The 16,266-nt window shown below is 60.5% G+C and carries 10 protein-coding genes; 8 read left to right on the top strand and 2 right to left on the bottom strand.

Going from position 1 to position 16,266, the window contains the following annotated elements; genetic code table 11:
- The first annotated feature begins 143 nt into the window (after positions 1-143).
- The 4 genes from JNN07_25750 to JNN07_25735 all read left to right on the top strand — a co-directional run bounded on the left by JNN07_25750 (position 144) and on the right by JNN07_25735 (position 8,471).
- Positions 144-917, top strand: coding sequence for a sigma-70 family RNA polymerase sigma factor (locus tag JNN07_25750; GenBank protein MBL9171162.1), 774 nt, complete (start codon positions 144-146; stop codon positions 915-917).
- A gap of 46 nt (positions 918-963) precedes the next feature.
- Positions 964-4,431, top strand: coding sequence for a protein kinase (locus JNN07_25745; protein MBL9171161.1), 3,468 nt, complete (start codon positions 964-966; stop codon positions 4,429-4,431).
- A gap of 256 nt (positions 4,432-4,687) precedes the next feature.
- Entirely contained in the window at positions 4,688-7,048 is a 2,361-nt protein-coding gene (locus JNN07_25740) for a dienelactone hydrolase family protein (protein MBL9171160.1), read from the top strand.
- A gap of 451 nt (positions 7,049-7,499) precedes the next feature.
- Positions 7,500-8,471, top strand: coding sequence for a hypothetical protein (locus JNN07_25735; protein ID MBL9171159.1), 972 nt, complete (start codon positions 7,500-7,502; stop codon positions 8,469-8,471).
- Positions 8,472-8,504: 33 nt separating this feature from the next.
- Here JNN07_25735 and JNN07_25730 read toward each other — a convergent pair whose 3' ends face one another.
- The gene (locus JNN07_25730) at positions 8,505-9,908 is read right to left on the bottom strand and encodes an aspartate aminotransferase family protein (GenBank protein ID MBL9171158.1); all 1,404 of its coding nucleotides are present in this window, start codon (positions 9,906-9,908) and stop codon (positions 8,505-8,507) included.
- A gap of 266 nt (positions 9,909-10,174) precedes the next feature.
- On the opposite strand from JNN07_25730, the gene JNN07_25725 reads away from it, so the two are divergent.
- Positions 10,175-13,855 carry a DNA polymerase III subunit alpha gene (locus JNN07_25725; protein MBL9171157.1) on the top strand — a complete coding sequence of 1,227 codons (3,681 nt, stop codon included), beginning with the start codon at positions 10,175-10,177 and terminating at the stop codon, positions 13,853-13,855.
- A gap of 40 nt (positions 13,856-13,895) precedes the next feature.
- Positions 13,896-14,252 carry an arsenate reductase family protein gene (locus tag JNN07_25720; protein MBL9171156.1) on the top strand — a complete coding sequence of 119 codons (357 nt, stop codon included), beginning with the start codon at positions 13,896-13,898 and terminating at the stop codon, positions 14,250-14,252.
- Positions 14,253-14,580: 328 nt separating this feature from the next.
- On the opposite strand, the gene JNN07_25715 is transcribed toward JNN07_25720, so the two are convergent.
- Positions 14,581-14,823, bottom strand: a complete 243-nt coding sequence (locus tag JNN07_25715; GenBank protein MBL9171155.1) for a hypothetical protein — start codon at positions 14,821-14,823, stop codon at positions 14,581-14,583.
- A 221-nt stretch (positions 14,824-15,044) separates the two neighbouring features.
- On the opposite strand from JNN07_25715, the gene JNN07_25710 reads away from it, so the two are divergent.
- Together JNN07_25710 and JNN07_25705 are read left to right on the top strand one after the other, a co-directional pair.
- Entirely contained in the window at positions 15,045-16,103 is a 1,059-nt protein-coding gene (locus tag JNN07_25710; GenBank protein MBL9171154.1) for a low specificity L-threonine aldolase, read from the top strand.
- Between the two features lie 20 nt (positions 16,104-16,123).
- On the top strand, positions 16,124-16,266 hold a 143-nt coding region (locus tag JNN07_25705; protein MBL9171153.1), incomplete at its 3' end, for a hypothetical protein.

Below are 16,266 nucleotides of genomic sequence, written 5' to 3'. Positions count from 1 at the left end.
ACAATTTCGGATACCCTGCCCCAGCTCTGGGATCCAGCTGGGCAACAGTCATCAATAAGCAATTCAGGGTGAGTCGGGATTTGTGACACAGTTTTTTAGTTGGAAGCCGAAATGGAGAGTAGGTGGAGTTCGTATAGATCGGCGTGATCACCACATTACGCAGCACCGTGAGTTCCGAAGAGCCCATTCAAAACGCAGCGTTTGCCACGACGCACTGGACTTCAGTGGTGCAGGCGGCACGTCCGGATTCCCCCGAGGGAGCGCGGGCCCTGGCTGAGCTTTGCCGAACCTACTGGTATCCCTTGTATACCTATGTTCGGCGCCGAGGATACGAGGTGGAGACGGCACAGGACCTCACTCAGGAATTTTTTGCGAAGCTGCTTCAAAAGAACTACGTCGGTGTGGCGGACCGCAAGCGGGGCAAGTTCCGATGGTTCCTACTCACCGCGTTCAAGTGCTTTCTGGTGAATGAGTGGGATCGGTCCCAGGCGAGGAAACGGGGGGGAGGCACGATCACTTTCTCTCTGGACCAGACGGGGGCGGAGGATCGTTATCGCCTGGAGCCGGCCGATTCCCTCACGGCGGATCAGCTGTACGACCGCCGATGGGCTCTCGAGCTTTTGAGCCGGGCGCGCTGCCGGCTGCGGGAGGAGTATTCACGAGGAGACAAGGCGGATCGTCTCCCCCACCTCGAACCTTTCGTCGCCTCCGGAGCCTCCCTGCCCGACTACGCCCTCAGCGCATCCGCACTGGGAATGAGCGAACCTGCTCTCCGCCAGGAGGTGCACCGGTTCAAGAAGCGGCTGGGGGAACTGATCCGTGACGAGGTCGCCCAAACGATCGTCCAGCCCTCCGAGATCGAGGAGGAACTGAGATACCTGCTGGATGTGGTCTGCCGCTCGGGAGGGATCGAATGAGATCTTCGGCTGACGGTGAGGGAGGCATCAAACTCCGGGAGGGCCATTGAGCCACGGAACGCAAACCTGCTCCACCTGCGGGCTGACCCTCCCGCGGGGCTCGGCAGAGAGCGGCTGCCCGCATTGCCTGCTCCAGCTGGCACTCTCGGGCGGGGACGCCACGGAGCAGGAGGCCGGCTTGACCTCCCCATTGCCACCGCCCCCTGCAGGTAGGTTTTTCGGAGACTACGAATTGTTGGGCGAAGTCGCGCGGGGCGGCATGGGGGTGATCTACCGCGCACGCCAAATCAGTCTTGGAAGAACGGTGGCGCTCAAGATGGTCCATCCCGGACAACTCGCATCCCCAGAGGCACAACTGCGGTTCCGCATGGAAATTGAGGCCGCGGCACAGCTCAATCACCCACACATCGTCCCCATGTTCGAGAGTGGGGATGTCGCGGGCACCCACTTCTTCACCATGCGGCTCATGGAAGGCGGTCACCTGGGAAAGGCCATCGCGGAACACGCCCCAGCCTCCCGGTCCAAGCGTTCGCGCTCCAGAAGTCATCCATTCCTCCTGCCTGGTTTCTCCACCCCGGACTTCATCGCCATCGTCCGGGCTGTTCAACACGCACACCAGCGAGGCGTGCTGCATCGGGACCTCAAACCATCGAACATCCTGTTGGATGAAGCCGGCAGGCCCCATGTGTCCGACTTCGGACTCGCCAAGCTGCTCACTCAGGATGGCGGCTTGACCCAATCGCTCTCGATCCTGGGATCCCCCGCTTACATGGCGCCGGAGCAGGCTGCCGGCGAGACGACATCGTTGACGGTCGGCACGGATGTTTATGGACTGGGAGCCATTCTCTACGAACTGCTCACTGGGGTGCCGCCGTTCCTGGCCTCCACTCCTTTGGAGACGCTCAGGATGGTGAGCGACGAAGACCCCGTGCCTCCTCGTGCGCTGGATGCCGAGGTGGATCCGGATCTTGAAACGATCTGCCTGAAATGCCTGCGTAAAGCGGTGGGGCAGCGCTATGACTCAGCCGAGGCCCTGACACGGGATCTCGAACGCTGGATGCAGGACAGATCCATCCTCGCCCGTCCCCAGGGCCGAATGGAGAGAGTGTGGCGGTGGTGTCGCCGCAACCCCCTGGCGGCAACCGGCGCGGTGGCGCTGACGATCGCGGTCATCGCAGGCACCGTCGCCACCAACCTGGCGTCATGGAAGATACGATCCGCCAACCAACGAACGGAGTCACTCCTGCGAAGGATGCAGCTGCAGCGCGCCGACGAGCTGCTGTCCGAAGGCGAGACCTCCCGCGGACTCGCCATCCTGGCCCACCTCGTCCGGCAGGACCCTCACCAGACCACCACAATCATGCGTCTCCAATCCGCGATCGAATCCCGCGGATTCTATCTTCCCGAAACCGAGACGGCAGCATATGGGGCCACTTTTGCCGCCACCATCCTGCAAACGAATCGTTCCGCCTGGCTGGCCTTGACGACGGAGGGAAAGCTGTGCGGATGGGATCTCAGTTCGGGAAAACCCAAGCCGTTTGCCAGCCCGCTCAGCGGGCCGGTTACGAGAGCCCACTTCGGACCCGAAGCTAGGACGCTGGTCCTGGGGCTGACGAACGGCCAGGTTGAATTGCGCGGCGGTCCAGACCTGGGAACCAAGGTTGAACTACCCCACCACCGGGGCAATTTGGAAGCAGCGGCGATCAGCGCCTCGGGAGCGCTGGGCGCCAGCTCATCCAGGCTCAACACTCTGATGATCTGGAACCCGGCCAACGGCGAGCTGATAGGCCCGCAACGATCAGTGCCCTCGCCGGCCACAGGCCTGGCCTTCAGCCCGGATGAACGGTGGTTGGCAGCAGCTTGTGCCGACGGGGTTGTCAGGCTCTGGGAGGCACGGGCCGGCGAGAGCGCCCCCTCCCTGTCATTACCCAACCCATCGGGGCGCATCCTCCGATTCAGTTCGGATGGCCGCTGGCTGGCCGTAGGAGGTTACGAAGGCGGAATCCACGTCTGGCAGATGAACGCCGGCCAGAAGCCCCGTTGGAAATTCCAACACAAACACCGGATCAGCGATATGGACTTCGACCCTTCCGGGCAGAGGTTGATCACCGCCTCCTACGACGACACCGCGCAGATCTGGAGCCTGGCGGACGGGGCACGGGTGGGCGCTCCCCTGCGCCACTCCGGACGCGTCAATTCAGCCAGGTTCAGCCCGGATGGAAGGCGGGTGGTCACCGGGTCTAGCGACGGGAGTGCCCGCGTCTGGGCAGCGGACACGGGGCTGGCATTGAGCGGGCAGCTGAATCAGGCCAAAGCCGTGGATTCAGTGTACTTCCTCCAGGACAGCAGGCGAGTTCTGAGCACCACGTATTTCGGCAGCACGATGCTCTGGCGGGAAATCGCGCCGAGACATCCTCCGGCGACGATACGACACGAAGGTGCCGTTGTCGGTGCGGCGCTGTCCCCTGATGGAAGCCGTGTTTTCACAGTGGATCGCACCCAAGTCCTTCGGGCGTTCGACTCAACGTCCGGAGCCCCGATTGGAACAGCCAGAATGGATGACCCCCTGGTCTCAGTTGCACTCGAACCGTCCGATCGCTGGATCGCCGTGGGAACCACTTCCGGCAACATCCATTTGCTGGAGCTGCCGGAGCTGCGATTGCGCCAGACGCTTTCGAGCTCGCGCGAAAGCGTTCGAACTCTGCAGTTTAGCAGCGACGGATCCCGTCTGCTGGCCTTGCACTGGGCACATGCCCAGCTGTGGAACACGGAGACGGGTACTCCGGTGGGACAGGCCCTGAGCCATGCGGAGCAAGTCCGGCATGCCAGTCTGAGCGCCGACGGAAAGTCGGTGTTTACGTCCGGCAATGATCTCGCCGTGAAACACTGGATGCCAGACCTGCAGAACACGCCGGTAAACACGGGAGCAGGCAAAGCGGATGTGCAAATGACTCAGCTAGACCCGACATCCACGCGGCTGCTGCTGATCACGTCGGGCAACCACCCTCTGGTGATGCAGTTGGGATCGGACTCCCGCAGTGCACTGACGCTGCCGCACGGAGCCCCGGCGAACTTTGGGGCATTCGATGCGACCGGCGGCCGCGTGGTGACGGTATCCGACGATCAAACTGCGAAAGTTTGGAACCTCGGGCGATCTGCCGAACTGGTCCAAACGATTCCGCATCGAGGGCGAGTCCGGTGGGCGGCCTTCGGACCGGAGTCAACACTGGTCACGGCGACGGCGAGCGGGAGGTTTCAGGTTTGGGACATACGCACGGGGGAAAGTCTGACCGATGCGATTGACCTTCCTGCGCCGTGGGCTGGGGGGGATGTATCGCTCGCAGGCAGAAAGTATCTGGCGGTCACCCGCGAAGGCACGGTAGTTGTTTCGCATTTCCCTGCCTGGACCGGAAGCACCCTGCAGGCGATCAAGCTGGCGGGTGATGCCGATCGGCTTGCCCGGATTCAGTTCACCCCTCCCGATGTGTTCCGCCCCACCCAATCCGGGGAATAGGAGTTCTAGGTTTAGGGATCCGTTTTCGAAGAAAATGTGTGTGAGGTGAGCGATCATCTCCACTTAGGCTCTCCACGACGCAGCCCCTTCGCATTTCGATACCTTAGGGCCCATCAGGGCTCGATCAGAGTCTCGCCCTACCTCGTTACGAGGAGCGCAACGCGACTCTCACCCAGGAATAACCACACCTCTCCATTAACCGCTCCGGCCATGGATCTTGTGCATGGGCACGATGCCCGCTAGGTTTGCATCACGCATGAACCAGATCTCTCGCTTTATCCTTCCGATCCTGAGCCTGACTTCGGTCCTTCATGCGGCCCAGCCTGCCACCCTGCCCGGCACTCAGCTTCTGGAGGTAGATGTGGACCGTTCGGCCAGCATGGTGGAAGGCATCGATCGCTTTCTGAAACGCGAGACACGGAGCTCTATCGATCGCCGGGCAGGCTGGTGGACTCGCGATGCCGCGTCGCCCGAAGCCTATGCCGCGTCGATCGTCACCAATCGCGCCCGATTCGCCCGCGCCATCGGCGCCGTGGACGAACATCTTAAGCCTGAGGCCCTGGAGTATGTCAGCTCCACCTCCAGCCCGGCGCTGGTTGCAGAAACGGAGAGCATCCGGGTCTGGGCCGTCCGATGGCCGGTTCTGCCCGGGGTGTTCGGCGAGGGGCTGCTGCTCGAGCCGAAGGGTGCGGTGCAGGCGCAGGTGGTTGCCATTCCCGACGCGGACCAGACGCCGGAAATGGTGGCGGGCCTGGAACGCGGGCTCGAACCCATGGCGCAGTTCGCCCGGCGCCTGGCCGAAAACGGGTGCCGAGTGATCGTCCCCACGCTGATCGATCGGAAAAACACCTTCTCCGGAAACGAGGCGCTGAAGCGCTTCACCAATCAGCCACATCGAGAATGGATCTATCGCCAGGCGTTCGAGCTCGGACGTCACGTCATTGGATACGAGGTCCTGAAAGTATGCTCCGCGATCGATTGGCTCAGCGCCCAACCGGGCCAGGGAACGGCCCTCAAGACCGGCGTGTTTGGCTACGCCGAAGGAGGCCTGATCGCCCTCTACTCCGCCGCGCTTCACCTCAAGATCGATGCGTGTGTCGTGAGTGGTTACTACGAATCCAGGGACGGAGCTTGGGCGGAGCCCATCTATCGCAATGTCTTCGGACTGTTGCGGGAGTTTGGCGATGCCGAGATCGCCAGCCTCATCGCTCCGCGCAAACTTTGGATTGAACATAGCGAGGTCCACACGATCAACGGACCACCTCCGACCAAAGCAGGCCGTCAAGGAGCTGCTCCGGGACGGTGGGCCACTCCCGACTACATCTCGGTGGAGGGGGAGGTGACCCGGGCGGCTCGCCTGGTGAACGCCTCCTGGGCCGGCCAATGGATCACCCTGCTCAACGGCAGCGAAGGAGCGCCCGTCAGCCCGGGATCGGACAAAACGCTGCGGGAGTTCCTGAACCAGCTGGGGGTTTCGCGCCCGCAACTGCTGCCCCCTGGCAAAGCGCCGCTGGACCAGCGCAAATCTTTCGACCCCGATCGACGGCAGGCCGCTCAGGTGGAGGAGTTGGTCCAATTCACTCAGCGACTCCTGGGCCGTTCGGAGTCGGTTCGCGACGCAAGACTCCTTCGGACCGTGCCAGTGTCGAATGCCACGAACTGGGCATCGACCATGAAACCGTTTCAGCAGGAGCTGTGGGATGAAGTCATCGGACGACTGCCTAGAACCAAAGCACCCCCGATCGCCCGGTCGCGGCTGCTGAAGGAAGGTCCCAACTGGACCAGCTACGACGTGGTGATCGATGTCTCCCCGGATGTCTTTGCGTGGGGCGTGCTGTTGCTGCCGAAGTCGATGAAGCCCGGTGAGAGAAGGCCGGTGGTGGTCTGCCAGCACGGGCTCGAAGGATTGCCGGAGGACACGATCACCCAGGACCCGAAAGCCCCCAACTTCCACTATTACCAAGGGTTCGCCGCCCGGCTGGCCGACCGTGGCTTTGTGGTATTCGCGCCGCACAATCCCTACCGAGGGCACGATCAATTCCGTGTCCTTCAGCGCCAGGCAAATCTGCTGGGCTGGTCCCTGTTCTCGGTGATCCTGGCCCAGCATGACCGGATTTTGGATTGGCTGAGCGCCCAACCTTTTGTGGATGCCAAGCGCATTGGGTTCTACGGATTGTCCTACGGCGGCAAGACCGCGATGCGCGTGCCCGCGCTGCTGGAACGCTACGCGCTGTCGATCTGCTCGGGGGACTTCAACGATTGGATCACCAAGAATGCGACGGTGGACTCGCTGCACAGCTACCTCTTCACCGGCGAGTACGAGATGCCGGAGTTTAATCTGGGAAACACCTTTAGCTACGCGGAGATGGCGGCGATGATCGCGCCCCGGCCGTTCATGGTGGAACGCGGCCATCGTGATGCTGTGGCGCCCGACGAATGGGTGGCTCATGAATATGCGCGGGTGCGCAGGCTATACGCCCAACTGGGGATTCCGGAGCGCACCGAGATCGAGTATTTTGATGGGCCGCATACGATTCACGGCGTCGGGACATTCCGATTTCTGCATCACCATCTGAAGTGGCCCGAACCCTCCGAAACCTTGGCCCCATCCCGATAGGAGGGGCAGGAACCGTCGCACCTCAGCCTGGGGACCCAGGAAAGGCACGAATCGCTCGACAAGCAAAGACTCCTCCGAATGGAACAATCCACCGCCCTCGCCTGGAGGTGAATGGGGGATTCAGAAGAAGAGCTTCACGGTTGAACGCTTCGTGCCTTTCCTGGATCCCCAAACTGGATGCGAGCTGAGCAGCGCGGTTCTGCTCAACAAGTCTCGCCCCCCGGAACATCCCATGGCATTTCGTCATACAACAACGGTATGCGGATCAGTTTGCCAGAGAATCGGGGTTGGACAATCGCCCAAACTAGGGGCTCGAAGCAGTTCATCGCCAAAAGGTTCCCTATTAGTAGGGGCTAGCAGCCTGAAGAACGATATTCTGATTCCGCCGGCCTGCCAGCGGACCACGATCTCCCGCTTGCTCTTCTGTTGAAAATGGAGGCATAATTGCCCCATGTCAGCAGCGCTCCCCAAGGTGCCAGCACTGAAGAGAACTTTCCCCCAATGGCTGACGATTTGTGTAATGCTGGCCCTGGGAATCTACTTCCTCGCTCGGCTCGCAACTGTTCAACGGAGCTCTGTCTGGTTCGAAGGCATCTATGGTGTGCTGGCTCTGGCCAGCGGTATTGGACTGCTGCTCGGCAGTCGATGGGGTGTTTGGCTAGGGATGGCGACCTATCTCTCCTTCGGATGCTATTTTGCCTTCCTGCTCGCGTCCCGAGAATGGAACTGGCTGTGGCTCGCCCTGGGACTTGCATCGGTGTTTGCGGCCAGGGAAGTTCGGGTCGACTTTCGTTCCTTGCTACGACCGGATTTATCAGGAGAGGCGGAGCCGATGGTTTCCATCGTGCTTTGGTTAAGTGAGCCCCTCCCGCTGAGCAGCAGAACAATCGCAAAATACCTCAGCAAAGCCTGGGGTATCGAATTCACCGATGCAAAGCCCGTCGAAAGTGCTGACTCCGCCGAAAACAAAACGCCACAGCCCTATGTAGCCGGCTCAACCCCGCTCTTCATCGCGAGCGACCAGGAAGCCATCCTGGTAATCCACCACCGCGCCGAACCCTACTTTTCCGATCCCAGGAAAGTCGCCAAGGACTGTCCTGATCTGAGGCTGGCGCAGATGATCAGCGATCATCGGGCATGGATCTCGATCGATGTGATGAGCGTCCTCGGTGAAGGTGTTTCACGCGAGTCCTATTACCCACGGATGGCCCGGTTCATCGCCGAGCTGGATCACTCCGCATGCCTCGCCATCTACCTTCCGCAATCTCACCGATGTCTACCCTGGAACGACCAATCGAAGGCGGCGCTTCGTTCAGCGGATCCGATGAGCGCGGTGCTGGAGCTGAGCCCCGGGCCGGTCATTCAGGTTGACGATCAGGACGAGCGGATGAAAACCGCCGTGGACACCGCGCGCTCGCGCTGAGGTCAAACCCGATGTTGGGGGATTGAGTGTTTCTCAGGAGGGTTCAGTCCGGTCGCTCCAACCATCTGCCATCGTGAGCGCTGCATCGATCGCCTCCACGAGAAAGTCGATCTCCGATCGGCTGACGATGAGCGGCGGGACGACCCAGATGCCGAACTTATCAGCCGGCACGTACACGTGTCGTTCGCGCAGGAGAAAGTCAGCGAGCTCACTCACGATCGTGCGGGTGTATTTCTCCGTCGTGCGTCGGAGCGGTTCTCGGCTCTCTCGATCCTTCACCAATTCGAGCGTCCAGAAGAGCCCCAGCCCACGCACGTCACCCACACAGGGATGGCGCGCTGCCAGCTTCCGGAGTTCGTCCCCCAAATAGGCACCGTTTTTCTGAACCTGTGCCAGCAACCCTCCTTCGATCAAAACCTCGAGGCTGGCCAAGGCCGCCGCGCAGCCCAAGGCATGCCCGGAGAAGCTCTGACCATGTCCGAATAGGTTGTGATCAAAGGAACGGGAGACCTTCTCCGAGAACACCGTCGCGGCGAGTGGGCAATACACGCCGAGCGCCTTGCCCATCACCAAGATGTCAGGCTCGATGCCATAGTGCTCGACGGCAAACATCTTCCCGGTGCGGCCCATGCCGGTCATGGTTTCATCGACAATCAGCAGCATGTTCCACCGATCGCAGATGCGTCGCACTCCTTCCAGATAGCCGGGAGGTGGGGGGAGAATGCCGTTGCTCCCCACCACCGGCTCCAGGATCATGGCCGCCACTTTGTTGCTGCCTCCTTCCTGCTCAATGAGGTAATCCAGGTAGTTGAGGTTGGCCTGAACCGCTTCTGGTCCAGAGCCGAAAGGCGACCGATATTCTTGAGCATCCGGAGCGAAGACGACCCCGGGGACGGTGAACGGCTCCTGAAACCAACGGCGAGGGTCGCCGCTCACCGAAGCCGCCGTGGCACTCGATCCATGCCAGGAGCGATAACGCGAGATGATCTTGTAGGGAAACGGATATTGCATCGGGGCATCGACGCCCGGCGACCCAGCCTTGAGGACGGTGTTGTATTGGTATTGTCGGGCGCCTTTAATCGCCGCCTCGACCGCTGCCGCGCCACTTTGCGAGAGAAAGACTCGTTTGCCAGGAGCCCCTGGCACCAACTGAGCCAAGCGCTCCACCAAGCGCGCGGTGGGCTCGGTGGCGAAATCGTCGGTGACGTAGATCACCTTTTCCATCTGATCGCGCATCGCCTGGAGCACCTGGGGATGGTTGAATCCTAGATTGATGCATTCGTGGGCGCTCCGGAGATCAAAAATGCGACGACCGTCCGTGGTATGAATCCAGCATCCTCGGGTTTCGCAGACGGGGATGGGCGAGTAACCCTGTTGAGCCGACCAACATTGCATCAAGTGGCGGCCCTGGATTTGTTCGAACGGTAATGTACTCATGATCGTGCCCCTCGTTAGGGAATTTGAGGGCATCTGACAAGTCACATTCTGGTCACGCTAGCACCAAACTACCGGAATGAGGGCCCAGGCTGGAATAAAGTAAGGCTAGCTCATGAACGCGGGAATTCCTGCTCTATCGAGTTGCGAAGGCGTTCCAGAAAGTGCGCATGGAGTTCCGCCGCCAGGCGGAAATAATCACATCCGAATGGCAGCTGGCCGTGTCCCGGTGATTGACTTCGCGGCGGGTGGTTCTCAGATTTGAGGGGATGTCGCACGCGGACTTCGTTCACCTGCACCTGCATACCGAGTACTCGATGCTTGATGGCGCCTGTCGATTGGACAAACTAGTCGATCGGGCTCATGAGCTGAAGTTCTCGGCGCTGCCCATTACCGATCACGGGGTGCTCTATGGCCTGGTGGATTTCTATCAAGCGGCCCACAACAAAGGCATTAAACCAATCCTGGGTTGCGAGGTTTACGTAGCTCCGCACAGCCGGTTCGATAAGAAGTCTTCCAGCGGGGGACGTGATGTCTACAACCACTTGCTCCTGCTGGCCAAGGATGAGCAAGGGTATCGAAATCTGATCAAGCTCTCCACGGCGGCCCATCTGGAAGGATACTACTACAAGCCTCGGATCGACAAAGAACTGCTCCAGCAACATCACGAGGGCTTGATCGCGCTATCCGGATGCCTGGCCAGCGAGGTCCCTCAGCTCATCCACACGGACAACCTCGAAAAAGCCCGCGAGGCCATCGACTGGTACAAGCAGGTGATGGGTCCCGAAAACTACTATCTCGAGCTGCAAAACCATGGCATCGCGGAACAAGCCAAGGTCAACCGGCACCTGATCCCCTGGTCGAAAGAGTTCGGCGTGAAGCTAGTGGCCACCAACGATGTTCACTACATCGACAAGAGCCACTCCCACGCCCACGACTGCCTCATCTGTCTGGGCACCCAAACCACTCTGCAAGACCAGCGGCGGATGCGCTATGTGCCGGAGCAGTTCTATCTGCGGTCGGCCGAAGAGATGAAGGCGCTTTTTGCCGAGGTGCCCGAAGCCATCCAGAACACCCTGGAGGTCGCCGAGAAGTGCAATGTGGAGCTGAAGTTCGGCGAGCTGCACTATCCGAATTTCGAACCTCCCGAACATTTCACCCGGGAAGGCTATCTGCGCAAACTGCTGGCTGATGGCCTGGGCCGACGCTATGGCATGGTGGCCAAGGCGCAGGGGCAGGAGTACATCGTCGAATCCATCGAGGACGCTCGCAACCTGCCTATTTACACTCTCAGCCCCGAGGAAGCGGCGGCGATCGATCCGAACTCGCCCCCGCGCGATCTGAACGACCCTAAGGTTGCACAAGCGGTGAAGGTGGTGATCGACCGTCTTCAACTCGAACTGAAGGTCATCGAGAAGACCGGCTTTATCTCTTACTTTTTGATCGTCGGCGACTTCGTCCAGCACGGCCGCGAGAAAGGGGTATCCTGCGTGGCTCGTGGTTCCGCCGCCGGGTCCATCGTGACCTACCTGCTGGAGATCTCGAATGTTGACCCGATCCGATACGGGCTGCTCTTCGAGCGGTTTCTCAATCCTGAACGCGTCAACCCGCCCGATATCGACATCGATTTTGCCGACGACCGACGCGCCGACGTGATCGAATACGTCCGTCAAAAATACGGGAGCGACTGCGTCGCCCAGATCATCACCTTCGGCACCATGGGTGCGAAATCCGTTCTCCGCGACCTGGCCCGGGTCAACGGGCTCTCGTTCGGAGACGGTGATCGCCTGGCCAAGATGATTCCCAACGAGCTGAAGATGGACCTCGCCAAGTCCTTGAAAGTCTCGCCGGACTTCAAGCAGGCCTACGATAGCGAGGAAATGACCCGGGAACTGGTGGATACCGCATTTGTGCTGGAGGACATCGTCCGCAACTCCTCCGTGCACGCGGCCGGTGTCGTCATCGGTCCCGAACCATTGGTGAACCTGCTGCCGCTCAAGCAGGACGAGGATGGCACCATCGTCACACAATATCCCATGGGTCCGGTGGGGGACTTGGGTCTGCTGAAGATGGATTTTCTGGGCCTGAAGACCCTGACGGTGATCCGAAACGTCTGCGAGATGGTCCAGCGCACCCGCGGCATCACCATCAACATCGACCGCCTTCCGCTCGATGACCAGAAGACCTACGACCTGCTCAACAAGGGCAACACCGTCGGCGTGTTCCAGCTAGAATCTGGCGGCATGCGCGACCTGTGCCGCAAGTTCCAGATCAGTTCCGTCGAACACATCACCGCTCTGGTGGCGCTGTATCGTCCGGGCCCCATGGACCTGATTCCGGATTTCATCAAACGCCGCCACGGCGAGGTCAGCATCGAGTATGAGCACCCCCTGCTGGAATCCATCAGCAAGGAGACCTACGGAGTGCTCATCTACCAGGAGCAGGTCATGCAGGCGGCCCAGTATTTGGCCGGCTACACCCTCGGCGGCGCCGATCTGCTGCGGCGGGCGATGGGCAAAAAGAAGCCTGAGGAAATGGCCAAGCAGCGGGCCATTTTCGTGAAGGGCGCCGCCCAGACCAACAAGATTCCCGAGTCCAAAGCGAACCAGGTGTTCGATCTCTTGGAAAAATTCGCCGGCTATGGCTTTAACAAGTCGCACGCGGCCGCCTACGCGATCGTTTCCTATCAGACGGCGTATCTCAAGGCCAACTACCCGGTGGAGTTCCTCTCCGCCATGATGACGAACGAAATGGGCTCCCTGGAAAAACTCCAGGTGGTGCTCAACGAATCGAAGTCAATGGGAGTGGAGGTCCTGCCTCCCGATGTGAATGAAGGCGACGCCTTCTTCGGTCCGGCCACGGGCACAGCCGACGAGCACGGGCAGAGCAAACCAGCCATCCGCTTCGGCCTGGCGGCCATCAAAGGAGTGGGCGAGATTGCCGTCGAGAGCATCCTCAAGGCTCGGGCTGAAGGCGGAAGGTTCAAAACCCTGGCGGAGCTATGCGAGCGGGTGGACGGCCGCACCGTGAACAAACGGGTCCTGGAAGCACTGATTCGCTGCGGGGCGTGCGACAGCTTGAAGGAGACCCGCGCAGGCATGTTCGCGAGCCTGGAGCATGTCATGGCCCGGGCTTCCACCATGGCCGAGGACAAGGCGCGCGGTCAAAGCTCGCTCTTCGGTTTGATCGAGGAGCTGGAAAAGCCGGCCGCCCGGGAGAACACGGTGACCCTGCAGGAATGGCCGCAGCATGAGCTGCTCTCCGCCGAGAAGGAGCTGTTGGGCTTCTATGTCACGGGACATCCACTCACTCCCCTGGCGTCTGTGTTGGAACGTTACTGCCTGCATAACTCCATCACCGCCAAAGAAGTTCCGCCTCGAACCCTGACCCGCATTGGCGGCATGGTCAGCACGGTGCAGAGCGGCATGAGCAAGAAGAGCGGCAAGCCGTATGCCATGGTCACCCTGGAGGACTTGGAGGGCAACATGTCGATGCTCTGCATGAACGAGAACTACGATAAGTACCGGGAGCTGCTCATCCCGAACCAAGCCCTGATGGTGATCGGTGAAGTGAACAACGACGAAGACAAGCCGAAGCTGTTCCCCCAAGAGATCCTGCGGCTCGAGGATGCCCCACGGCGATACACGTCGCAGGTCCATTTCCGGCTTAACGAGGCACAACTCTCCACCGAGCGACTCGAAGCAGCGCGCCAAATCGCCGAGGCAAACCGCGGGAAAATCCCCCTGTTTCTCTGTGTGAAGCGCAGCGCCGGCGAACTGGTCTTCATCGAGGCTCATGAACGATGGAATGTCGCGCCCTCTCTGGCCTTTCAGCGGGCAGTGGACGAGCTGTTCGGGGAGGACACCTACTATGCGAAGGTGGACACCCGCCTGCCCGAGCGAGTTCAACGAAAATGGGAGCGCAAAGGCGAACAGTCCGCGTCCGAATAGCCCGACGACCGGCGCCCTGGACAACACCCGATTCAATGCCATGAAAACGTTGAAAGTTTACACCTACGAAGGATGCGATACCTGCCGCAAAGCGTTGAAGTTTCTGAACGAACGCAAGATCGCCCATGAAGTGATCCCGATTCGTGAACAGCCTCCCACGCTGGCCGAGCTCAAGGCGATGCTGGAGCGCTACGACGGAAACCTCCGGAAACTGTTCAACACCTCCGGACTCGACTACAAGGCCCTCAACATCAAAGACACGCTTCCCGGCATGAGCCCAACGGAGGCACTGAAGCTACTCGCCAGCAATGGGCGCTTGGTCAAGCGGCCCTTCGTAGTGGGAGCGAATGTCGGAATGGTCGGCTTCGATGCCGAGGTTTGGCACAAAGTGCTCTAACCAGCTTCGGAGACTTGCGTCACCCCTACTCGAGGAACAAAATCCGTTCGTGAGTCCACTGGCCGACGGGTGGCACGCCTTTCAGGGTGCTGTTCAATAGGGTGGCAACGGACCAGGGGTGTCACTGCGCTCAACGCCCCGGCTAATCTCTTTGAGCCCTGCGGGTTCTCGGCGTAGGATTCAGGAACTCACTTCCTTAACTTTTGAACATCAAGGGTCGTCTTGCTCCCCGCACGCAGTGCCTCCTAGCAGCAACCACCGGCGATGCGATGCCCTGAGGTTTCCGCCCGTCACAACAACCGTCGCATCGCATCGCCGGTGGTTGCTGCTAGTCGGAGAAAGCCAGCCAAGCCAGCCAACCTCCGAAGATCAGGGCAACGATCGCCAACGTCCATTCTTTCCAGAAGATCGCAATCAGCGGGACGCCGTTGAGCAATGTCGCGCAGAGCAGGAGCAGGAACACATCCGCTGCTAGCAGGCTCCATTTGACCCGGGCGGGTTGGGAAGGAAGCGGTTTTGCCGGAACAGGCGCTTCAACGGTGGGCTTGCTCTGCTCCAACAGGCGTTGCACAGCGGGCCCTGGTCCCTGCGCAACCCGAGGCGACGAAGAAGCCACGGCCGAGGTAGAATCCCCCGGCGGCGCTTCCATCAAAGAGCTGAGCCCACGACCTAATGCACTTCGTGACACTAGGCTATGCTTCTTCGACCAGCGCCCAAGATCAATGAAATTTCACCGGGGGTGCGACGGTTAAAACCCTTGCACTTTGTCTCCGCCGATGCCAAATGCGTGGCATGAGCAACGCGCCCGCCGTCCCCTCACGCCATTTTGGCAGCGACAACTACGCCGGGGTCTGTCCCGAGGTCTGGGAGACCTTGAGGGCGGCCGACGTGGATCACGTCCCGGGATACGGCGACGATCCCTACACTCAACGAGCCCAGGCACTCTTTCAGGAGTTGTTCGAAACCGACTGCGAGGTTCACTTCGTTTTCAACGGAACCGCGGCGAACTCCCTGGTGGTGGCGGCCGCGTGCGAGCCCTTTCAGGCGGTCATCTGCCATGCCTACAGCCATGTCGAGACCGATGAGTCCAATGCTCCGGGATTCTTCGCCCACGGCATCAAGACCCTGCCCATCGACACTCCCCTGGCAAAACTCGATGCAGCGGCGGTGGAGAAGGTATTCCACAACCGACGCGACATTCACGCCTCCGCCCCGCGCGTGCTGAGCCTGACCCAATCCACCGAACTAGGCACCGTCTACACCCCGGGCCAGATCGAAGATCTAGCCCAGTGCGTCCACCGCCTGGGCATGGTGGTGCATCTGGATGGAGCCCGCTTCGCCAACGCCGTCGCCAGCCTGGGCTGCCGACCGGCGGAAATCACCTGGAAGGCGGGAGTCGACGCACTCTGCTTTGGAGGCACCAAGAACGGGATGATGGGCAGCGAAGCGGTGGTGCTGTTCAACCCCGATCTCGCCACGAATTTCAAACGTCGCTGCAAGCAATCGGGCCAGCTCGCTTCCAAGATGCGCTACCACTCAGCTCAGTGGCTGGGGATGCTCTCTGGTTCCACCTGGCTCAAGCATGCCACTCATGCCAACACGATGGCCGCCCATCTTCGAGCGCTGATTAGCCTTGTCCCCGGTGTGCGGGTGCTCTACCCGACTGAGGCCAACGCCGTGTTTGTGGACTTTCCCCCAGGGATGGCCGATAAGCTGCTGGCTCGGGGATGGCGCTTTTACAACGATGTGGGTCCGGGTGGCGCCCGCCTCATGTGCGCCTGGAATACCACCGCATCGGATGTGGAACTATTCGTTTCTGATGCTAAGTTAGCAGCAGAAGGAATCGAATGAGGGAGTGAGGGGTTAAGGCTATGAATGGCGACTCAAAGCTTCGCCGGGTGAAGGTTCTCTTTGATGAGACCCACAATGAGAGCTGGTCGACTTCGCGCGAGAAGGCCATCGAGATCAGCCCGGACTACCCGGAATACTCTTCCTACCAGGCCGCAGCCGGACT

This window comes from Verrucomicrobiales bacterium (assembly GCA_016793885.1).
Classification (GTDB): Bacteria; Verrucomicrobiota; Verrucomicrobiia; order Limisphaerales; family UBA11320; genus UBA11320.
The sequence above is the reverse complement of the archived record's forward strand: the minus strand, read 5'-3'. Positions and strand labels throughout refer to the sequence as shown.